The sequence below is a fragment of the Thalassospira profundimaris WP0211 genome, from assembly GCF_000300275.1.
GTDB classification, from domain to species: domain Bacteria; phylum Pseudomonadota; class Alphaproteobacteria; order Rhodospirillales; family Thalassospiraceae; genus Thalassospira; species Thalassospira profundimaris.
Genome location: NZ_AMRN01000001.1, coordinates 505,959 through 527,624, shown reverse-complemented (window position 1 = coordinate 527,624; position 21,666 = coordinate 505,959). Strand labels below are relative to the sequence as shown.

At 55.2% G+C, this 21,666-nt stretch carries 22 protein-coding genes; 15 read left to right on the top strand and 7 right to left on the bottom strand.

Features of this window, described 5'->3' with window-relative positions:
• Positions 1–65: 65 nt before the first annotated feature.
• The 3 genes from hemJ to hemE all read right to left on the bottom strand — a co-directional run bounded on the left by hemJ (position 66) and on the right by hemE (position 3,001).
• Complete coding sequence (gene hemJ / locus TH2_RS02275) at positions 66–494, bottom strand: protoporphyrinogen oxidase HemJ (RefSeq protein WP_008888773.1); 429 nt, start codon at positions 492–494, stop codon at positions 66–68.
• A 151-nt stretch (positions 495–645) separates the two neighbouring features.
• On the bottom strand, positions 646–1,761 hold the full coding sequence (gene hemH / locus TH2_RS02270; RefSeq protein WP_008888772.1) for a ferrochelatase: 1,116 nt from the start codon (positions 1,759–1,761) through the stop codon (positions 646–648).
• Between the two features lie 199 nt (positions 1,762–1,960).
• Positions 1,961–3,001 carry a uroporphyrinogen decarboxylase gene (gene hemE, locus TH2_RS02265; protein WP_008888771.1) on the bottom strand — a complete coding sequence of 347 codons (1,041 nt, stop codon included), beginning with the start codon at positions 2,999–3,001 and terminating at the stop codon, positions 1,961–1,963.
• 689 nt (positions 3,002–3,690) lie between these two features.
• Between hemE and TH2_RS02260 the strand changes: the two genes are divergently transcribed.
• The 10 genes from TH2_RS02260 (at position 3,691) to rho (ending at position 13,489) form a co-directional block, all read left to right on the top strand.
• On the top strand, positions 3,691–4,515 hold the full coding sequence (locus TH2_RS02260) for a pyruvate, water dikinase regulatory protein (protein ID WP_008888770.1): 825 nt from the start codon (positions 3,691–3,693) through the stop codon (positions 4,513–4,515).
• A 22-nt stretch (positions 4,516–4,537) separates the two neighbouring features.
• Positions 4,538–5,143: a Maf family protein gene (locus TH2_RS02255; protein ID WP_008888769.1), complete on the top strand. Its 606-nt coding sequence runs from the start codon at positions 4,538–4,540 to the stop codon at positions 5,141–5,143.
• 45 nt (positions 5,144–5,188) lie between these two features.
• The gene (locus TH2_RS02250) at positions 5,189–6,055 is read left to right on the top strand and encodes a shikimate dehydrogenase (RefSeq protein ID WP_008888768.1); all 867 of its coding nucleotides are present in this window, start codon (positions 5,189–5,191) and stop codon (positions 6,053–6,055) included.
• A 21-nt stretch (positions 6,056–6,076) separates the two neighbouring features.
• Complete coding sequence (coaE, locus tag TH2_RS02245) at positions 6,077–6,661, top strand: dephospho-CoA kinase (protein ID WP_008888767.1); 585 nt, start codon at positions 6,077–6,079, stop codon at positions 6,659–6,661.
• Between the two features lie 18 nt (positions 6,662–6,679).
• Entirely contained in the window at positions 6,680–7,393 is a 714-nt protein-coding gene (gene dnaQ / locus TH2_RS02240; protein ID WP_008888766.1) for a DNA polymerase III subunit epsilon, read from the top strand.
• 76 nt (positions 7,394–7,469) lie between these two features.
• Entirely contained in the window at positions 7,470–8,336 is an 867-nt protein-coding gene (locus TH2_RS02235) for a substrate-binding periplasmic protein (RefSeq protein ID WP_157193770.1), read from the top strand.
• 228 nt (positions 8,337–8,564) lie between these two features.
• Positions 8,565–9,212: a Smr/MutS family protein gene (locus TH2_RS02230; protein WP_008888764.1), complete on the top strand. Its 648-nt coding sequence runs from the start codon at positions 8,565–8,567 to the stop codon at positions 9,210–9,212.
• Positions 9,209–9,574, top strand: coding sequence for a helix-turn-helix domain-containing protein (locus TH2_RS02225; protein WP_008888763.1), 366 nt, complete (start codon positions 9,209–9,211; stop codon positions 9,572–9,574). The genes TH2_RS02230 and TH2_RS02225 overlap by 4 nt, the downstream gene beginning before the upstream one ends.
• 238 nt (positions 9,575–9,812) lie before the next feature.
• Positions 9,813–11,870, top strand: coding sequence for a methyl-accepting chemotaxis protein (locus TH2_RS02220; RefSeq protein ID WP_008888762.1), 2,058 nt, complete (start codon positions 9,813–9,815; stop codon positions 11,868–11,870).
• A gap of 353 nt (positions 11,871–12,223) precedes the next feature.
• Positions 12,224–13,489: a transcription termination factor Rho gene (gene rho / locus TH2_RS02215; RefSeq protein ID WP_008888761.1), complete on the top strand. Its 1,266-nt coding sequence runs from the start codon at positions 12,224–12,226 to the stop codon at positions 13,487–13,489.
• A gap of 104 nt (positions 13,490–13,593) precedes the next feature.
• On the opposite strand, the gene TH2_RS02210 is transcribed toward rho, so the two are convergent.
• Positions 13,594–13,899: a hypothetical protein gene (locus TH2_RS02210; RefSeq protein WP_008888760.1), complete on the bottom strand. Its 306-nt coding sequence runs from the start codon at positions 13,897–13,899 to the stop codon at positions 13,594–13,596.
• A 101-nt stretch (positions 13,900–14,000) separates the two neighbouring features.
• On the opposite strand from TH2_RS02210, the gene TH2_RS02205 reads away from it, so the two are divergent.
• On the top strand, positions 14,001–14,615 hold the full coding sequence (locus TH2_RS02205) for an HD domain-containing protein (protein WP_008888759.1): 615 nt from the start codon (positions 14,001–14,003) through the stop codon (positions 14,613–14,615).
• 52 nt (positions 14,616–14,667) lie between these two features.
• Here the strand turns inward: TH2_RS02205 and TH2_RS02200 are convergent, their stop codons facing one another.
• Positions 14,668–15,642 carry a quinone oxidoreductase family protein gene (locus TH2_RS02200; protein ID WP_008888758.1) on the bottom strand — a complete coding sequence of 325 codons (975 nt, stop codon included), beginning with the start codon at positions 15,640–15,642 and terminating at the stop codon, positions 14,668–14,670.
• 220 nt (positions 15,643–15,862) lie between these two features.
• On the opposite strand from TH2_RS02200, the gene TH2_RS02195 reads away from it, so the two are divergent.
• A complete protein-coding gene (locus TH2_RS02195) occupies positions 15,863–16,249 on the top strand; it encodes a VOC family protein (protein WP_008888757.1) in 387 nt (128 codons plus the stop codon).
• 29 nt (positions 16,250–16,278) lie between these two features.
• Here the strand turns inward: TH2_RS02195 and TH2_RS02190 are convergent, their stop codons facing one another.
• Entirely contained in the window at positions 16,279–16,767 is a 489-nt protein-coding gene (locus TH2_RS02190; RefSeq protein ID WP_008888756.1) for a methylated-DNA--[protein]-cysteine S-methyltransferase, read from the bottom strand.
• Between the two features lie 4 nt (positions 16,768–16,771).
• Complete coding sequence (locus tag TH2_RS02185; protein WP_008888755.1) at positions 16,772–18,811, bottom strand: thioredoxin domain-containing protein; 2,040 nt, start codon at positions 18,809–18,811, stop codon at positions 16,772–16,774.
• Between the two features lie 351 nt (positions 18,812–19,162).
• Between TH2_RS02185 and TH2_RS02180 the strand changes: the two genes are divergently transcribed.
• From TH2_RS02180 to mnmE, 3 genes are all read left to right on the top strand, one after another.
• Entirely contained in the window at positions 19,163–19,423 is a 261-nt protein-coding gene (locus TH2_RS02180; RefSeq protein WP_008888754.1) for a DUF6489 family protein, read from the top strand.
• A 14-nt stretch (positions 19,424–19,437) separates the two neighbouring features.
• Positions 19,438–19,761 (top strand): (2Fe-2S) ferredoxin domain-containing protein, encoded by a 324-nt coding sequence (locus TH2_RS02175; RefSeq protein ID WP_008888753.1) that lies wholly within the window; start codon positions 19,438–19,440, stop codon positions 19,759–19,761.
• A 412-nt stretch (positions 19,762–20,173) separates the two neighbouring features.
• Complete coding sequence (mnmE, locus tag TH2_RS02165) at positions 20,174–21,547, top strand: tRNA uridine-5-carboxymethylaminomethyl(34) synthesis GTPase MnmE (protein WP_008888751.1); 1,374 nt, start codon at positions 20,174–20,176, stop codon at positions 21,545–21,547.
• Positions 21,548–21,666: the final 119 nt, after the last annotated feature.

The following is a 21,666-nucleotide window of genomic DNA, read 5'->3' as shown; positions in this document are numbered from 1 at the left end:
AGTTTGGCGGCCTTTTTATTTTAAAATCGAAACGTTTTTGCTGATGGGTCGTCAAACAGGCCCGATCAGAAGGGACGAGCGATCACCATGAAGACGACAATGATCATCAGGATCGTCGGTACTTCGTTGAAAATGCGATAGAATTTCTGCGATTTCGTATTGGCATCCGCCTCAAACGCCCGGCGGTAACGCGCCATCATCATGTGCGCGATGGTCATCAGAACCACACACAGAAGTTTGACGTGGAACCAGCCTTCGGTCATCACACCGGCCGCATGGATCAGATAGCCGCCAAAAATCCAGGTCGCGATCATTGCCGGGTTCATGATGGCCCGCAAAAGGCGGCGTTCCATCACCTTGAACTTCTCGCTGGCTTCCGAGCCCGGCGCGACTTCGCAGTGATAGACATAAAGCCTTGGCAGATAAAGAAGACCCGCCATCCAGGCGATCACGCTGATGACATGCAGGGATTTGATAATGCTGTAGCTATCCATCTCTCTCTTCTCTGGATGTGACGATCAGGGTCGGCAGGTTAAAGCCCGCGCAAGCGGCGAATTTTTTGAATTTTCCCGACCATAACAGCAATCAGGCCGATCCAAAAACAGAACCGGCCCGATTGGCGTTATAACTGTGATCTAGGCCAATTCAGGCCCCGGCAGGTTTCAACGATGGCTGCTTGGCGACCGCGCAGGAATGTTCATCCGGGCACCACCAGCCGCGCGTTTCGACCGTGTAGTCATCCGGTCCTTTTTCATCGAGCTCGTCTTGTGTTTGTTTTACAACCGAAACAAGTCCGGCAATAAACTTCGGATGGGAACAGACGGTGCGCACGCGCTCATAGATCGGCACGTGTTTTTCATGCGCCAGTTCGCCATATTCGATATCAAGCTCGACCAGGGTTTCCGAATGCTCGGTGACAAAGGCGATCGGCACCACAACGATACCCTTGTTTTCCTTGCCAGCACGCTCGATCTCGTCCTCGGTCGATGGGCCAATCCATTCCATCGGCCCGACCCGGCTTTGATAACAAACGTTCCAGTCCAATCCTTCGATCGCCATTTTCTCGACCACGGTGGCCGAGGTTTTTTCGATCTGCGACTGATAAGGGTCACCGCGCTTGGTAATCACCGCTTTGGGCACGCCATGGGCGGAAAACAGGATGCGCGGCTTATCAATGCCAAGTTCGGTGGCCTTGACCAATGCGCGTTCATAGCCCGCCTTGATCATCTCGGCCGAGGCCTCAATAAAGCCCGGATTGGTCGGATAGCAGCACGCGGTCTTGATCGGGGATGTCAGTCCAACCTTGGCACAGGCCCGTTTCCAGTCCTTGACCGACGATCCGCTGGTGGTAGTGGAAAATTGCGGATAAAGCGGCAGCAAAATCTGTTCGTCCGCGCCCCATGCCTTGACCGCGGCTGCGGTATCATCGGCAAACGGCTTCCAATAGCGCATGGCGATAAAACAACGGTTTTCATAACCGTCATCTTCGCCATTGAGCGCCGTTTGCAAGGCATCAGCCTGCTCCTGGGTCAGTTCCAGAAGCGGCGACTTGCCACCGATATGATCATAAATCTCGCGCGCAATCGGTGCACGGCGACGCGAAATCAGCTTGGCCAGCAAGAACCGGAACGGATTGGGCAGGCTGATGATCGCCGGATCGTTAAACAGGTTGAACAGAAACGGCTCAACGGCTGCCGGACTGTCCGGACCACCCAGATTGAAAAGAACAATGGCGCGTTTCTTGCGCGTCGTTTCGGACATTTGGCTATCCTTCATGGCACAGCGTGTTTCAACCGGTTCCCGACAAACCGGAATATATGTAAATCCGTCGCGCTCCGGGGCCTATTTTGGTCAAACAGGTCCACAGCGCAACAAACTTAGCCCACTATACGCATTGAATTTTTCAATCGATTTGATTGATTTCAAAAATCACAAAATAAAATGCAGCAATTGCCGGCATTTATCCTTTGTAATCGCGGATGAAGTCGACCAGCTGGCCAACATGTTCCGGCGGCGTTTCCGGCGTGATGCCATGGCCAAGGTTGAAGATGAACGGCCCCTTGCCCAGCGTATCAAGGATGCGTTTGGTTTCATCAAACATCGGATCACCGCCCGTGATCAGAAACATCGGGTCAAGATTGCCCTGTACTGGCCCCAGTTTCTGAAGGTTTTCCGCCACCCAGTCCAGTTTCACCCCGCTATCAAGGCCAACCGCGGTCACACCGGTTTTCTTTTTGAAATCAAACAGATGCAAACCACAGCCACGCGGGAAGCCGATAATCGGCAGATCCGGGTGCACGGCGCGCAAATTGGCAACGATCTGTTTGGTCGGCTCGATCACCCAGCGATTAAAGCCAGTCTCGGACAACACTCCGCCCCAGGTTTCAAACAGCTGAATGCATTCTGCGCCTGCCTCAACCTGTTTCAGCAAATATTGCGTGGTCGCCTCGACCAGAATATCGATCAGTTTGGCAAAACCATCCGGATCGCCATAGGCAAAGCGGCGGATATTCGGGAAGTCCTTGGAACCCTTGCCCTCGACCATGTAGGTCGCAACGGTCCAGGGCGCACCGGCAAAGCCGATCAGTGCTGTGCTTGATGGAATGGCGTGTGAAAGCTTTGAAACCGTCTCATAGATCGGACCAAGCGTGTCGTGAATGCCTTCAACTGAAAGCTTGCCAAGGCCTGAAGCATCTCTGATAGCCTCAAGCTGTGGGCCTTCTCCCTGCTTGAAGGCCAAATGCTGTCCAAGTGCCTGCGGTATAACGAGGATATCGGAGAACAATATCGCCGCATCGAAGTCAAAGCGCCGCAGCGGCTGCAACGTAACTTCGCAAGCAAGATCAGGATTATAGCAAAGATCAAGGAAAGAGCCTGCTTCTGCGCGGGTTGCGCGGTATTCTGGCAAATAGCGACCAGCTTGGCGCATCAGCCAGATCGGCGGTACCGGCAAGGTTTCACCGGCAAGGGCACGCAAGAAGGTCTTTTGGGTGTTAGGCATCTGGTTTCCTGTTTCTCTGTCCCGATCGCTTTTTTGATCTTTGGCCTGACACGTTGCGTTCGGCCACCTGTCAGAACCGGCTTTGTTATTTCGTGAAATGTGCCCTGGGGCCTTTGCCAAGACGTTTTCCACGTTCTGCCTAACAAAACCTTATTTAATAAAAAAGGATGTTGTTTGTGAGTGGTTCCCTGTGGATAACAGGGATTAAATTTCACGCACAGTTTATTCACATTCCGACTCGGGAAAAATGATTCATCTCAACCGGCCTTGGGGAAAACTGTGTACGACTCCGAACGACTCCCAGACTCTGCCTCGGGAAAAGACGTTTTTGAATAATGGGGATAAGGTGAATAAGTCTGGTTTTTGCAGTCTTATCCCTGTTATTACGGGAAAAATTTGGCACTTATCCCGCTCGGGACAGAGCACTTGAGAAACTTTGTATGGGTGGGAGGATAATTTCTGTGGAAAAAATCGGGCCGGAGTCGCACCCGTTATCCACATTTATCCACAGGGCCGACTCCGATCCGCTAACTTCGGGTTGCAATAAAACTCTTATCCATTCGGTTAGTGATCGGTATTTTGAACAGCCGTAACGTTGTTTGAATAAAGTTAGAAAAATCGTTTGGTCGGCAAAAAGTGGATAAGATTTCGCTTGGCTCGCCAAAAATTGACCAAAGAAACGGACAGGCATGGTCGGGACGGACAAAATTTTCCATCTTCATCTGGTCTCGGACTCAACCGGCGAGACAGTCGATGGCATTGCGCGTGCCTGTGTCGCGCAATTTCCCGATGTGCGTGCTCATGAACATGTCTGGTCACTGATCCGGACCGATGCCCAGCTGGCGCGGGTCTTGGCCGATATCGAACGCAATCCCGGCATCGTTCTTTACACCGTTTTTGACAGCGACATCCGCCGCAAGCTCGAAGAAGGCTGTCGCCGCCTGCAGGTCCCGCACAGCCACGTGCTTGATAACACGGTCACCATGATGGCGGGGTATCTCGGCCAGCAATCGCACGGCCGCACCGGTGCGCTCCATAAAATGGACGAGGAATATTTCAACCGGATCGAGGCGATTGATTACACCCTGACCCATGATGACGGTCAATCGGGCTGGGATCTGGAAGACGCTGATGTGGTGATTGTCGGTGTCTCGCGCACGTCTAAAACCCCGACATCGGTTTATCTGGCCAATCGCGGCATCAAAACCGCCAATATTCCGTTTGTGCCGGGCTGCCCGTTGCCGCCGGAACTTGATCAGCTCAAAAAACCGCTGGTGGTTGGCCTAATCAAGGATGTTGATCAGCTGGTCTCGATCCGCAAAAACCGCCTGCGCCAGATCGAACGCGGCGAGGGCGGCGATTATGTTGATCCGGTCGCAGTCCGCGATGAAGTTCATCAGGCACGGCGATACTTTACCGAACGCGGCTGGAAGATCATTAATGTGACCCGCCGGTCCATCGAAGAAACCGCCGCCATCATTTTATCGACCATGTATGACCGCCGCGGTCATTAAGCTGCACCAACAGGATAAACATATGCCCAGCACCCATCGTCTTATTCTCGCATCCAGCAGCAAGGCCCGCCATGCCATGTTGAGCAATGCTGGTGTCAATTGCGAAGCCGTCGCCTCGATGATTGACGAGGATGGCTATAAACAAGCGATGAAGGCCGAGGGTGCGACGGCGGCCGAGGCCGCGGAAACCTTGGCCGAAATGAAGGCGCTGCGCATGTATCGCCAGCAACCCGATGCGATTGTGATTGCCGCTGATCAGATGCTGGAATGCAATGGCATCTGGTTTGACAAGCCGATGGACCGTGACAATACCCGTGCGCAACTCCTGGCCCTGCGGGGCAAAAGTCACAAGCTGGTCTCGGCCGCTGTTATATATAAGGAAGGCTCGCGCATCTGGGGCACGATTGATACCGCCCATCTGACCGTGCGCAACTTCACCGATGAATGGCTCGAAGAATATCTCGATGCCGCCGGCGAAGAGATTTATCACTGTGTGGGCGGCTATCAGCTTGAAGGTCTTGGTGCGCAACTGTTTACCGAGGTGCGCGGCGATTACTTCACCGTGCTGGGCATGCCGCTTCTGCCGCTGATTGGCTTCTTGCGCGATCACGGTGTTCTCAAGGCATAATCACAAAAACGCATCAAAAACCCATCTGGCAGGAAACAGCACGCAATGACCTCGCGAAATCCTTATCGCACCCTATCGGGCACATCGCGCCTTGCCGGCGTGATGGGCTGGCCGGTATCGCATTCGAAATCGCCGCGCCTGCATGGCTATTGGCTGGCAAAATACGGCATTGATGGCTGTTATATGCCACTTCCCGTGGAGCCGGAAAACTTCCAGGCAGCCTTGATTTCCTTGCGCAATCTGGGATTTTCCGGGGTCAATGTCACCATTCCGCAAAAGGAAATGGCGATGCCCGAATGTGATGAACTGTCCGATCGTGCGCGCCGCATCGGCGCGGTTAATACCGTGACGTTTGCCAAGGACGGTCGTCTTTTGGGCGATAATACTGACGGGTTTGGCTTCCTTGAAAACCTGCGCCAGGAAGCCCCCGATATCGCCTTTGCCAGCGGTCCGGCGGTGGTGCTTGGGGCAGGCGGGGCGTGTCGTGCGGTTCTGGTCGCCTTGCTGGATGAAGGCTGCCCGGAAATTCGTCTGGCCAACCGGACCCGCAAACGCGCCGAAGACGTCGCAGCCGAAATCAAGGACCCGCGGATCAAGGTGATTGACTGGCCGGTTGCACCTGATGCGCTTGATGGCGCGTCGCTTGTCGTCAATACCACAAGCCTTGGCATGGTCGGCCAGCCCAAGCTTGAGATCGATCTGTCCGGTCTGCCGCAAACCGCCCTTGTCACCGATATTGTCTATGCGCCGCTGATGACCGATTTGCTGGTGCAGGCCAAGGCCCGCGGCAATCCGATTGTTGATGGGCTTGGCATGTTGCTCCATCAGGCACGACCGGGTTTCCATCGCTGGTTCGGGATCGATCCCGAAGTCACCCAGGAACTGCGCGATTTCGTTCTTTCGCCTGATTAAGATCCGAAGGGTAATCTTATTATGAAAATTCTTGGGTTAACCGGCTCCATCGGCATGGGCAAATCAACCGCGGCGGCGATGTTTCGTCACCTTGGTGTGCCGGTCCATGATGCCGATGCCACGACCCATGAATTGATGGCACCAGATGGCCTTGCCTTTGGCCCGATTGCCAGGGCCTTTCCCGATGTGATCGTTAATGGCCGGATTGATCGGCAGGCATTGGGCAAGATCGCTTTTGCCAATCCGGATGTTCTAAAAACGCTTGAGACCATCCTGCATCCGCTGGTGCGTGCGGCTGAAAACCGGTTTCTTGCCGCTCAGCGTCGTTTGGGGCGCAAGCTGGTTGTTCTCGACATTCCGCTTTTATATGAAACATCCGGTGAAAAGCGCTGTGATCATGTTGCGGTTGTATCGGCCCCGGGGTTCATACAACGCCAGCGTGTTCTTTCGCGAGAAGGGATGACGGAGACAAAATTTTCCGCCATTCTGTCGAAACAGATGCCAGATATCGAAAAGCGAAAGCGCGCTGATTTCATCATCCCGACCGGGTTGGGGCGTGCCGTCACTTTTCAATATATTCAGGGTATTATCGACCAACTCAGTTGATGACTGGATAACGACTACATGCGTGAGATTGTTCTTGATACCGAGACCACCGGCCTTGATCCCTATGCTGACCACAGACTGGTTGAAATCGGCTGTATCGAACTGATCAATCACATGCCCACCGGGCGGCAGTATCACCAGTATATCAATCCCCAGCGCCCGATGCCCAAGGAAGCATTCGACGTTCACGGTCTGGGCGATGAGTTCCTCAAAGACCAGCCGGTCTTTGCCGAGGTCGCCGATGAGTTCATCGAATTCATTGGCGAGGATTCGGTTCTGGTCATTCACAATGCCAGCTTTGATATGAAGTTCCTCAATGCCGAGCTCGAATGGCTTAACAAGCCGCGCATTGCCATGGAACGCGCCCTTGATACCGTTCAGATGGCGCGCAAGAAATTCCCCGGATCCCCGGTCAGCCTCGATGCGCTGTGTCGCCGGTTCAAGATCGATAACTCCAACCGTACTCTTCACGGAGCCCTGCTTGACTCCGACCTTCTTGCCCAGGTCTATCTGGAACTTCTGGGCGGCCGTCAGCATGGCCTGTCGCTTGATCCTAATGCGCTAAACGGTGATCAGGATGAAGATAACGGCGGGCGTCGGGTTCTGGGCCCGCGGGGCAACCGGCTGGAACCAAGGCCGCATATGATCAGCGACGAAGAACTTGCTGCTCACCGCGCCTATATCGAGGCCAAAGTCAAAGATGCGCTCTGGCTTATAAAGCAAGAGGCATAAGATGGGAAAACAGCGGTGTCCATCATTGCGGTTTTCCGAACTTATAGTTTCTCAATACGCCAATCGCCTCCTTGCGATGCTGGTTTTGGTCTGTGCGCTGATCACGGCTTTAGGTAATCTTCGCGCCCAGACACTCACTGACGAAAAAGCTCCAGAAAACTCCACGTTTGATGGCACCTACATCATCCATTTGTCTGAAAGCAGCCGGGTTCAGTCATCGGGCCGGCCGGAGCCAGGCTATTTCGATACGCTTGCCATCGAACTGTTTACCAAGGCCGGTCTGGCTGTTGAAATCGTGCCGCAGATGCCCTGGAAACGGCAGATGGAGCTGGCCGGACGCGAAGTCGGCCACGTAATTTACCCCACCACCCGAATTGATTATCGCGAAGATGTCTTCCAATGGGTGGGGCCGGTCAGCCGGACCTTCTGGAACCTGTTTGGCTTTGTCGATACCGGTTGGTCTGACATGGCGTTTGACACGCTTCTGCGCGATGCCCGCATCGGGGTTCTGATGGGATCGGCGCGTGAAGGATATCTTCGTGATCGTGGGGCCAAACAACTGGTTATGGTGCCGCGGGAAGAACTTCTTTTGCCGATGATGATGGCTGATCGCGTTGATCTGATTGCCATCGGTGGCAATATCCTGCGCCATTATCTTGATAAGGTCCGTGCCGAATATCCCGAAGTCAGCATTCCTGATGTGACTGGTTTCAAGCCCTATCGCACCTGTTATCTCTATATCGCGATCAGTGGTGATGTGCCGCAAAGCGATATCAAAAGGCTGCAAACCCAGCTTGATCGCTTCAAGACCGACGGCTTTTTTGTTGAAAACCGCCGGATGCACGGGCTTTCGACCAATCTCGACAGTGCGTTTCTCAAGGCGATGCTTGATCTTGATAATAACGGTGTCACCTGTGTCGATTTGACCGACATCGACACCTGAAACACAGCCCTGTCGGGTCACCTTTCCCGGTCTGGCCTGCTTTTCCTGCAAACATATTGTTGCCGTGACGGTGAAATGCGCGACGGGCGCGGTTGCGCGAACAGCAATGACACGGCAATATGCCGCGAACATTCCTTTGGGTGACCGGGCTGTTGCAAACAGGTGATATCGAATGGACGATAAAGCCTTGCGTATATGGACCGCGCCGCTTGCATATTGTCTTGGTCGATGAGTCAGAAGAAACCAAATAAGCGACGCCGCACCGTCACGGATGACGAAAAGACCCTGTGGGAGGTCTTTACCCGTGACGTCAAACCTTTGCGCAAGAAAAGGCACAAGGCTGGCGATGACGTGGTCGCGTCTGATGATGACATCCACACCAGCGATACCGCGATTACCCTGCCTGACAATCTTGGCGAAAAACTTGAACAGTCCGAACAAAGCCGGGCTGCGCGCAATCTGCCCTCGGCCCGCCATGCCGACCGGGGCCCAAAGATCAAAAAACAGAACCTTTCCGAACTGAAACCCGGTGTCACCGACGGGATTGATCGATCAACCGCCAATAAATTCCAGAAGGGCAAGATGTCGATCGACGGGCGCATTGACCTGCATGGCATGACCCAGGAAGTCGCCCATAATGCGCTCAATGCCTTTATCGAAGATAGCTGGCGGGCCGGAAAACGTTGCGTTCTCGTAATCACCGGCAAGGGATCGCGCGCTGATGAATATGGCCGTACCGGTCTTTTGCGCGAACGCACCCCGCAATGGCTGAGTGCGCCAAACCTGCGCAATCGCATCCTTGCCATTCATCAGGCCCAGATCCAGCACGGTGGCGCCGGGGCCTTTTATGTCTTGTTGAAACGGAGACGCCCGTGACACCTTTTGGCAATCGCATCCGGGAACTCCGTGCGCGCAACAACGTGACGCTGACCGATATGGCAACCGCACTTCAGCTGTCACCGGCCTATCTGTCCGCGCTTGAACACGGTCATCGCGGGCGGCCCAGCCCCGGTCTGGTTCAGCAAATCTGCGGTTATTTCAATCTGGTCTGGGACGAGGTTGATGACGTCAAACGTCTGGCCCAGCTCTCGCATCCGAAAATTACCGTCGATACCGCCGGTCTGGAACCGCAGGCCACCGAACTGGCCAATCTTCTGTCGGAACGCATCGCCGGCCTGAGCGAGGATCAGCTCAACCGGATGCTTGAAATTGTGCGCGAACAGCATCGCTCATCGTGAAACAGGATTTCCTGAACGCCTTTTAAGTTGAAACGTAACCATTGAATTTAATCCAAGGGTTACAATATCCAAATGTGCTGCGCTGATTATTTTGCGCCGCACAAAGTCCAGGCGCGTCACCACACCAACAATAAAAGGCAATTGATACGATATCGTATCAATACAGAACCTGCGCGCCCCGGGAGTTGGAAGAACGCATATTTGGCGGCCTCGCATTCCACAATGCACGGGGCTTTACATGTTTGCGAATATTCAGATTGGCAAGAAACTTGCGATTTCTCTGATCCCACCTTTGTTGGGACTTGTTGTTCTGTCCGGCGTCATTATTTCCGACCGTTATCGGGAAATGGATGAACTTGGCAAAATTGGTGGCTTGACCGAACTTGCGGTTCAGTTCGGTGCGACCGTACACGAATTGCAAAAGGAACGCGGCGCATCGGCGGGCTTTATCGGCTCCAAAGGCGAACAATTCGGATCGCAACTTGCCGATCAGCGCAACTTGTCGGACGCCCGCATTCAGTCTTTGCGCAATGCGTTAAACGACTTTGATCTTTCCGCCTATCACCCGGGTCTGGCAGAGCAGGTTGGCGTCTTTGTCGGGCTGCTTGATACCGTGCCCCAGACACGCGCCAAGGTTTATGCGCTGGATATCGAGCTTGGCGAGGCGGTTCGCTTCTATACCTCGATCATTTCCGGCATGCTCTCGACCGTCAATGTCATGAGCACAATCAGCAACGATCCCGAACTGGTCCGCTCGATCGCGGCCTTTAATGATTTCATGCAGGCCAAGGAACGTGGCGGGCTTGAGCGCGCCACAGGTGCGGCCGGGTTTGGCATGGGCAAGTTCGAACCCAACCTTTATCGTCGATTTGTCGAGCTGATCACCCTTCAAAACGCTTATCTCTCTGTGTTCGAGGAAATGGCCGCACCAGAGATCAGGGAATTTTACGACCGCGCGATGCAGGACCCGGCGGTTGCGGCGGTCAACAAGCTGCGTGATGTGGCGCTCAGTTACCCGGTAACCGGAACCACCAATGGCATTGCGGGGACAGACTGGTTTGCGACCATCACGGTAAAGATTAATATTTACAAGATGATAGAAGACCATATTGCCCAAAGCCTGGTCACCCTCTCGGCGCAAAAGCTCTCTGAAGCGCAGCTTTATTTTTATGGCACATTGGCCGGTTTGCTGATCATTATCGCACTTGCATGCACATTGGTTGTCATCGTCGGTCGCGATATTTCTGCACCGATCCGCGCCATGACCAAAACCATGAGCGATCTGACCGCAGGCGACCTGTCGGTCAAGGTATCCGGGGCCGCGCGCGGGGATGAGGTAGGCGCCATGGCCCGTTCGGTGCAGTTTTTCCGCGACAGCCTTGTCGAGAACAGGGAAATGGCCGCCCAAAGTGAAAAGGAACAGGCCGCCCGGTTTGCTCGTGCCGAAAAAGTCAGCCGGCTGGCCGAACGGTTTGAAGCCAGGATCAACGCCTTGCTGGGCGATATCGGCCAGTCGACTGATGGTCTGCGCACCACGTCTTCAGACATGACATCGGCCATCGACAAAACCCGCGACAAGGCCCGCCTGGTGGCAGATGACGCGAAATCAGCGTCCGAAAATGTGGCCGCGGTGTCCTCGGCCACCGAACAGCTGGCCAATTCGATCCTTGAGATTTCCCGGCAGATTTCTGCGTCGTCGGATAATGCGACCGCCGCCGCCGACGAGGCCCGCGAGGCCGAAGTCATTGCAACGGCCCTGAAAGAAGGTGCTGAAAAGATCGGCGAGGTGATCGGCCTGATCCGCGATATTGCCGAACAGACCAATCTTTTGGCCCTTAATGCGACAATCGAAGCCGCCCGTGCCGGCGAGGCCGGCAAGGGATTTGCCGTCGTCGCCAACGAGGTCAAAAACCTTGCGACCCAGACATCGCGCGCAACCGACGAAATTTCCCAACAGATGGGAAATCTGCAGGACGCGACTGAATGCGCGGTTGATGCCTTTTCGCGGATTGGCGAAAAAATCGGCCAGATTGACGCGACCTCTTCCTCGTTGGCAGCCGCGGTCAATGAACAGGAAGCCGCAACCTCGGAAATTGCCAATAATATTGATCGTGCGTCGCAAGGCACGACAGAGGTTTCGGGCAATGTTGCCGGTATCCGCGAGGCAACCGACAATGCTGGCGAGGCCGCCGATCACGTTATCGTCGCCTGTGATCAGGTTGCCAATGTTGCGACCAGCCTGCGCAAGGAAGTGGCCGATTTCCTTGCCTCCGTGCGCGAGGCCCAGACAGTTTGATGCAAAAGGATCGATGACAAAGGACACAGGATTCCGGCTCAAACCCGGCTTCGACCAGTGGAATGCGGTCGGTTGCCGGGGGCGAGATGTGATATTTTCGTATCAATGGCTGCAAAATTGCCCGGTTCTTTCGAATCACGGTTTGACTATTGCGATTTTCAAGGGTATCAATCGGGGGTGTTTCGATCCAGAAACATGAAAAGACCTGCCTTTCTTGCAACTCCAAGGTTTCGAACCGTCCGCACGCCCCAGCAAAAGCCTGAGCGCCTTGCCTGACGGTCAACCGCACATTCTCTTTTCTATCTCCATAAAATCTTCGCCCTTTCGGCAACCACAGATCATTAAACGCACATATGCATCTTCAGGACCTTAAAAAGAAATCTCCGACCGAGCTGCTTGCTCTGTCTGATGAACTCGAAATCGAAAACGCCAGCACGCTCCGCAAGCAGGAGCTGATGTTCGCGATCCTCAAGCAGTTGGCCGAGAACGACCACGCCATCTTTGGCGAAGGCGTTCTTGAAGTTCTGCCCGATGGTTTCGGCTTCCTGCGTAGCCCCGAGGCAAACTACCTTGCCGGCCCTGACGACATTTATGTCAGTCCGAGCCAGGTGCGGCGTTTTAGCTTGCGAACTGGCGACACCGTCGAAGGCCAGATCCGCTCCCCGAAAGAAGGCGAACGGTATTTCGCCCTGCTCAAGGTTGATAAGGTCAATTTCGATGCGCCGGAAAAAGTCCGTCAGCGCGTTAATTTCGATAACCTGACCCCGCTCTATCCTGATGAGCCGCTCAAGATGGAGCGTCAATCCGATCAGGAAGGTGCCAACAAGGACACCACCAACCGCGTGATCGAACTGGTTTCGCCGCTTGGTAAAGGTCAGCGTGCCCTGATCGTCGCACCGCCGCGCACCGGTAAAACCGTGATGCTGCAAAACATTGCGCACGCGATCGAGGAAAACCACCCGGAAGCCTATTTGATCGTTCTTCTGATTGATGAACGCCCGGAAGAAGTGACCGACATGGACCGTTCGGTGAAGGGCGAAGTCATTTCCTCGACCTTCGATGAACCGGCTCAGCGTCACGTTCAGGTCACCGAAATGGTTCTGGAAAAGGCCAAACGTCTGGTCGAACACAAGCATGATGTTGTCATCCTGCTGGACTCGATCACCCGTCTGGCACGTGCTTACAACACCGTGGTGCCAAGTTCGGGCAAGGTCCTGACCGGTGGTGTTGATGCCAACGCGTTGCAACGTCCGAAACGCTTCTTCGGTGCGGCCCGTAACATCGAAGAGGGCGGCTCTTTGACCATCATCGCGACCGCCCTGATCGATACCGGTTCGCGTATGGACGAGGTCATCTTTGAAGAATTCAAGGGTACCGGTAACTCCGAGCTTATCCTGGATCGCAAACTGTCTGACAAACGTATCTTCCCGGCGATTGATATCCTCAAATCGGGTACCCGTAAGGAAGAGCTTCTGGTCGACAAGAGCGTTCTGTCCAAGATGTGGGTGCTGCGCCGTATCCTCAACCCGATGGGTCCTCAGGACGCGATGGAATTCCTGCTTGGCAAGCTCAAGGGTACGAAGAACAACGACGACTTCTTCGATTCCATGAACGGCTAAAGCCGCGCGGGCCTGATGGGCCCGGTCTACTGGATCGTAAAAACAAACGGGACCCTTTGTGGTCCCGTTTTTATTTCAATATCGAAATAACCGTTAAACAACCTCTATCCAAGGGCCAGTGTCACCTCTGCCAGACCACTCCCCAGTTTCTGCCGATCCACACGGGCATCACCTGGCTCGATGGAAAAATTGTCGTCGCTCAGATGAATGCCGATATGATGCGTGCCGTATTTGAGTGTAATCGCCAATGTGTTGGCAGCCGTGATCTCGCACACCACTGTTTCACCGGCTTCAATCCGGTTGGGCGGGGCGCTTTGCCAGCCATCCTTGGGGGCAAGGGCACTCAGATGCAGCGGGGTCTCAGCGTTTTCATTCCACAAGGTCAGTTTCAGGCGCATTTCCTGTGACATTTTTGGCGTCTCCCGCTTGATGGTAGAGAAATCAGTCTATCCTGTTTGCCGCTGTTTTTCACGGCTCTGCATGATTTTCATCGGGCGGGACGGATCAAGGCTTGAAACCACGCAAAAGCCGTGGGACTCTGGGCAACCCGTTCACGATCATATCGCGCTTTATGCAGCTTCTACTCAAATCCGTTGATTTCGCCGCCCGTGCCCATCGCGACCAGCGTCGCAAAGGTGCTGCACAGGAACCCTATATCAATCATCCGATCGAGGTTTCCCGCCTGATTGTCGAATGCGAACCGGGGACGGACGAGGATATTCTCTGTGCCGCCGTTCTGCATGACGTGATCGAGGATTGTGGCGCGACCCGCGATGAAATCGCCGCCTGTTTTAACGACATCATTGCCGACATCGTGCTCGAAGTCAGTGATGACAAGGCCCTGCCAAGGGACGAGCGCAAGGCAAAACAGATCGAAACCGCCCCAAGCCTTACCAACGGTGCCAAGCTGGTCCGACTGGCCGACAAGGTCGCCAATGTCGGTGCGATGCTGACCGACACACCGGTTGGCTGGGATGAAAGGCAGATCCTTGCCTATGTCGACTGGGCCGAAGCCGTCATCGCCCCGTGCCGTGAAGTCAGCGAGGGGCTTTCAGAGCGCTTTGACGCCATCGCGCGTGATGTGCGGATTTTCCATCAGAACGAACTGAAAGAAGCAGGGAAATAACCCTGCCTCAATCCGGAAATCTATCGATGTATCAAGGCGTTGAATGCCGTGATCAGACGGTAAAGACGATCGAACCATTGGTTTTGCGGCTTTCAAGGTCGTCATGGGCCTTTGCGGCATCGGCCAGCGGGTAGGTCGCGGTGATATCAATCGTGACGATGCCCGATTTCAAAACGTCAAACAGCTCATTCGCGCTGACCAGAAGCTCTTCGCGGGTGGCGTTGTACTGGAAGATGCTGGGTCGGGTCAGGAAATAGGCCCCCGGGGCAAGCTGGGCCAGCGATACCGGCGGCACCGCGCCGGATGACTGACCAAAACTCACCATCATGCCAAGCCGTTTGAGGCATTTAAGCGAATCCTCGAACGTGTCTTTACCGACCGAATCGTAAACAACTTCAACGCCTTGGCCATTGGTGATTTCCTTAACCCGCTCTGAGACGACCTCGTCGCGATAGAGGATCGGATAATCACAGCCCTTGGCCTTGGCGATTTCGGCCTTTTCCTTGGAACCCACCGTTCCGATCACGGTCGCCCCCAGATGCTTGGCCCACTGGCAGACAATCTGGCCAACGCCACCTGCCGCCGCATGGATCAGGATGGTGTCGCCCTTTTTGACGTTATAGGTCCGGCGCAGAAGATATTGCGCGGTCATGCCCTGAAGCATGGCGGCTGCGGCCAGTTCAAAACTGACATCATCAGGGATCTTGACCAGACCCTTGGCCGGCATCACGCGTGCTTCGGCATAGGCACCAAGTGGCTGTGCGGCATAGGCCACGCGATCGCCCACGGCCAGATCCGTCACACCCGGACCGACTTCCTCGATGATGCCAGCACCTTCAAGGCCAAGGCCCGATGGCATGCTCGGTGCCGGATAAACGCCGGAGCGGAAATAAATATCGATATAGTTCAGGCCAACGGCCTTTTGCGCCAGGCGGACTTCGCCTTCACCCGGGCTGCCGACGTCGACATCTTCAAATTTCAGGACATCACTGCCGCCGGTCTCGTAAAATCGGAATGCTTTGGTCATGGAAGACCTCCCTTTCTGCGTTTTGGAACGCACGTTTCATCAATGACGGCAGTGTAGGGCAGAAGCCTGTGATTTGCAGCAGGGGAAATACCGAAAATATCCTTGCGACAGGCCACGTTTGATCGCAGCCATCCTGCTCCTGACATATCCTGTCATGGCAATCTGCTAGACTTGTTTGGTCGCAACAAGCTTGACCCGTTCATAAGGAAGGACAACGGTATTGACGGTTATCAGCCACATCACCCTCGGGACCAATGACAAAGCCCGTTCCGCACGTTTTTATGATGCCGTTCTGGGTGCGCTGGGCTTTGATCGCTTGCCAAAACCGCCGGAAAAGCCGCTGGCTTATGAGCGGGATGGACAGATGCCGACCATTTACATCTACACCCCGGCAGACGGCCGCCCGGCAACGTGGGGCAATGGTACTCATATCGCGTTTCAGGCAGACCAACGTGACATGGTGGACGCCTTTCACGCAGCGGCGCTCAAATATGGTGGCATGGATGAAGGCCAGCCGGGCCTGCGCGCGCATTACGGCCCAAACTATTATGCCGCCTATGTCCGTGATCCGGATGGCAACAAGCTGCAAGCCGTGTGCTACGCCTAAGAATAATATTAAGTCTTTGAAAAACAGGACTAAAAATGAAGATCGCCCTGATCACTCGGCAGCGGTAAATCCACACCTTCGATCTTTAAAAGCGCGCGCTTGGTTTCAAGCCCGCCATGGCCGGAATAGCCGCCCGGCTTGTCGCCTGTTGCCAGAACGCGGTGGCAGGGAATGAGGATCGGGATCGGGTTAAGGCCGCATGCCGTGCCAACCGATTGAAATGCCTTGGGCGATCCGGCCATGGCCGCCAGTTCCTTATAGGTCGCGGTCTTGCCCATCGGGATCTCGCACATTGCTTGCCAGACGGTTTTCTGGAAATCCGTCCCGTCCGGGGCCAGTGGCAAATCAAAGCTGTGCAAGCGCCCTGCGAAATAGGCGTTCAGCTGCTTTTGGGCTTCTTCAAGCACCGGTGTGCTTTCAATCTCTTCAACAAATCCCCAGTCAAGCGCAACGATTTGATCTTCAAACGCGAAAACAGTGATTGCGCCCACAGGGCTGTTGATCGAGATTTGCGGCATGGGGCTAGGCCGCCTTGGCGGGCAAATCTGCCAGCATTTCGGTCAGTTCTTCGACGCCTGTGACGGGCGCCGAACACACCGGCCCCTGACAGATATAGGCGGTTTCCTTGCCGTCAATCGCGGTTTTGCCCTGGGCCGGATGGCCGTCGGGCAGGGGATCACCATCAGACAGGATCGTGATGGCGCGGTTTGGCAGATATGCGCCAAAAATAGCGCGGCGCATATCAAGATAGGTCTGGCTGCGATCCTTGGCGATCAGCACGATCTGCACCGGATTTTGTAGCATTTCGGCGGCCATCATAAGGCCGGGCATGTTCGGGAATTGCTCGCCAATCCTACCGCCAAAGGCCGCAAGGGTTATTTCCGCCTGATCGCGGTATTGCGTATCGCCGGTCAGGGCATAAAGTTTGGCCAGGTTCTGCGCCATGATCGCATTGCCCGATGGCACGGCATTATCCATGAAGGGTTTCTGACGCACGACAAGGTCGCTGGCATCCGATGCCGACTGGAAATAGCCGCCCTTGGCATCGGCAAACAGGGTTTCGACCGCGGCCGACCACCGGATGGCTTCATTAAGATAGGCATCCTCGCCAAAGCATTCATAAAGCCTCAAGGCCGCGCGGATCATATGCGCATAATCTTCGAGCATCCCGGCATGCTGCACGCGGCCATCGCGATAGCTGTGCAGGAAGCGGTCACCCTTCATCAGGGTATTGATCACAAAGCCATAGGCAAGCTTGGCGTAATCCAGCCAGTCGGCGCGGTGGAAGGTCATCGCGGCCTCGGCAAAGGCGGCAATTGTCATGGCGTTCCAGTCGGTCAGCGCCTTGTCATCCCAGCCCGGGCGAATGCGTTTTGCCCGTTCTGCCAGAAGTTTTGCACGTAGTTCCGCCAGCTTTTCCTCGGTCGCGTCATCGGCAAGCTCGAGCCCCGATGCGGTGCGGTTCAGGATGGTGTGGCCTTCCCAGTTGCCGTCTTTGGAAACGTCATAGAATTTCTTGAACAAATCGGCATTCGCGCCAAGGATCTGATCAATTTCATCCTCGGACCAGACATAGAATTTGCCTTCAACCCCTTCGCTGTCGGCATCCAGGCTTGCGGTAAAGGCACCCCCGGGAATGCGCATTTCGCGCAAGATCCAGCCAATGGTTTCCTCAACCCGCTTGGCATAAAGCGGATTGGGATCAACCCGCCAGACATCACACAGAAGATCAATCAGCTGGGCATTGTCATACAGCATCTTTTCGAAATGCGGCACCAGCCACTGGTCATCGACCGCGTATCTGGCAAGTCCGCCACCGAGATGATCATAAATGCCGCCCTGGCACATGCGATCCAGGCTGTGTTTGACGATGCGTTTCAGCCCGTCATCATCGGTGCGCACACCGGTCCGCCAGATATAGGATAAAAGGCTCGGCTGCGGGAATTTCGGCGCACCTGATGTACCGCCATTTTCCCCGTCCATGATCTGCAAGCAGCCATGGCCGCAGCGATCAATCATCTCAAGGCTCGGAACCGCGCCAACCGCCGCACTGTTCATTTTGATCAGCGCGTTGGAAATCTGGCTGACATTGTGGCGGACATCATCGGGTTTTTCGGCGTAAATCTTGGCGACGGTTTTAAGCACATCACCAAATCCCGGCCGGCCATAGCGCGCTTCCTTGGGGAAATAGGTCCCGCCCCAGAACGGCTCGCCATCCGGGGTCAAAAACATCGTCAGTGGCCAGCCACCCTGTTGGCCGAGAAGGGCCAGCGCATTCTGATAAAGCGCATCAAGGTCGGGGCGTTCTTCGCGGTCGAGCTTGATATTGATAAAAAGCTCGTTCATCAGGGCCGCAATACCCTCATCCTCAAAGCTTTCATGCGCCATGACATGGCACCAATGGCACGCCGCATACCCGACCGACAGCAGGATCGGTTTGTTCAATTCCTTGGCTTTGGCGAGGATATCGGTACTCCAGGGCTGCCAATGCACCGGGTTGTCGCGATGCTGAACAAGATAGGGGCTTGTTTCCGAACCAAGGTTATTGCGTGCGAGTTCCATTTTGTGTCCTGTGCCATCTATTCAGCCGATGGCTTTATCGTTTGCGGTAGCGCGATCTGCAATCACGCGCCAGTCATCAGTGCTGGCAATGCTTTATAAGGCTGTTGGCGTGATTCTAAGGGTTATGGCCTCATTCATAAAGGCAAATGGCCGAAATCTTTTATCGCAATATTGTGAAAGTTGCGGTCGCCGCATCAGCTTGCTTCCCATATGGTAGGGGCAGGTTGGCGTTATTGTGATTGCGAAGGCGGTTCTGGTGGGGATAATGGGCCAGCCATGCAAACAGCCAGTCACGCAAATCACGTAAAGTGACAGAGACCAAAAAACAAAACAGATCAGGAGACCAGGGCGATGAAAGTAACCGTGAACATTGATTGCACGCCGGAAGAGGCACGGACCTTCTTTGGTCTTCCTGATGTTCAGCCGATGCAAAAGGCGATGATGCAAGATATCGAAGACCGCATGAAAGCCAACCTGGCGGCGATGGATCCGGAAACCATGCTCAATACCTGGCTGCCGCAGGGCATTCAGAACTGGGAACAGCTTCAGAAAGCCTTCTGGGGCCAGTTCAATGCGGGTACCGGCGGTACCGGTGACAAGGACAAAGGCTAGGCAGACCCGATATCATGCGTGAACACTACTATCAGGCACATGTTTTCGTGTGCCAGAACGAACGCCCGGCCGGCCATGAACGCGGTTGCTGCAATTCCAAGGGTGCGACCAAACTTCGCAATTACATGAAGGTACGCGCCAAGGAACTTGGCCTGCCACAGACCCGGATCAATACCGCCGGATGCCTCGATCGCTGCGAACTGGGCCCGGTGATGGTGGTCTATCCCGAAGGCACCTGGTATCGCTACGAGACGATGGAAGACATCGAGGCGATCCTCAATGACCATTTGATCGGCGGGCAGGTGGTTGAACGGTTGCGGCTCACGCCGGATCAATAAACCGATGACAGATTTCGAAAAACCGGCCCGTGACATATGCGTGGCCGGTTTTTTTATGCGCGGTAGTGGTCGTGGCGGTGGATGCCCGCTTGCGCGGGCATGACGAAGTTGGGTGATATCCTCGGACCGCATGCAGCGCTCAGGATGCTGCTCCGACGCGGCCTGCGCTCATTCCTGAGTGACAGCAAAGACGGTATCCCGGTGCCTCTCACAGACCGTCACCCCCGCGCAGGCGGGGGTCCATAACCGGGCGAGGGCGGTTGCCAACGCGCACCCAATGATCCGCGCAACCAACACAAAGCTCATTAAACCCCTGTTGGTTATTTTCTGCCATATGTTGACCTTTGCCGCTGTCTGGACGATATCCTCCTCTGCCAAGCAACCGCACACATTGAGAACTGACGGATCTGCCATGATTGCCAGCCGAGAAACCATTTTTGCCCTGTCCTCCGGCGCGGGGCGTGCCGGTGTTGCCGTGATCCGGTTATCAGGGCCACGTTCGGTTGCGGTGCTGTGTGCGTTATTGGGCCGCGATACCATGCCTAAACCGCGCCATGCGATCTATGCCCCGATCCGCGATCCCAAGTCGCACGAACGGCTTGATGATGCGGTGGCGATCTATTTCCAGGGCCCGGCAAGCTTTACTGGCGAAGATGTGGTCGAGCTGCATGTCCATGGTGGGCGTGCCGTGATCGAAGGCGTGCTCGATTGCCTGTCGCGTCAGGATGGTCTGCGGGTGGCCGACCCGGGCGAATACACAAGGCGGGCGTTTGAAAACGGCAAGATGGACCTGACCTCGGCCGAGGGGATCGCCGATCTGATTGATGCCGAAACCGCCGCCCAGCGCCGGCAGGCGGTGCGCCAGATGGCTGGCGAGTTGGGCACGCTTTATGAAGGCTGGCGTGCGCGTTTGATGAAGGCATTGGCCCATATCGAGGCCGATATTGATTTCCCCGACGAAGATTTGCCTGACGGCATCGTGCCGGTGGTGCATGGCGATTTGCGCGCCGTGAATGACGAGGTCAAACGCCATCTGGCCGATAACCGCCGGGGTGAGCGCCTGCGCGAAGGTTTCCAGATCGTTATCCTTGGTGCGCCCAATGCCGGCAAATCAAGCCTGCTCAACAGGCTTGCACAGCGTGATGCCGCCATCGTTTCCGAGATCGCCGGCACCACGCGCGACATGATCGAAGTCCATCTTGATCTGGGGGGCTTCCCGGTCACCATGGTCGATACGGCGGGTCTGCGCGAAAGCGGGGATGTGATTGAGTCCGAGGGTGTGCGTCGTGCGACGGAGCGGGCGGAAAATGCCGATCTGCGTTTGGTGGTGATTGATCGCAATGACTGGCCCAATATCGATCCGGAGGCTGCCCGCCTGATTGATGACAAGACGCTGATCCTGATCAACAAGGTCGATGCGACCGATAGCAGTGCTATTCCGGCAAGCTGGCGGGGAACGTCGGTTGATGGCCGTGCGTTGGAGCTTCCCGTTTTACCCATATCGGCCATGACCGGGCAGGGGATGGAAAGCCTCTTGCAACTGCTGGAGACTCGCGTAAAAGAGGGGCTCGATTTCGCCGGGCCCGTGCCGCTGACACGGCTGCGCCATCGGCGGGCACTTGAAAGTGCCAGCGATCATCTGGATCGCGGATTGCAGACCGAAATCGCAGAACTGGCGGCCGAGGATGTACGCCTCGCTGTCCGCGAAATCGGCAAGATTACCGGACGTGTCGATGTGGAAGATTTGCTCGATATTATCTTCGGGGATTTCTGTATCGGCAAATAGAGTTAGGGAAGAGTCGTTAGACTTGTCTCCCGAGAATGTTTCACGTGAAACATTCGTCACAAGGTTGACCATATACACCTATTCGAACCAAACAGGGTTCACACCCGCCGCGTGACAAG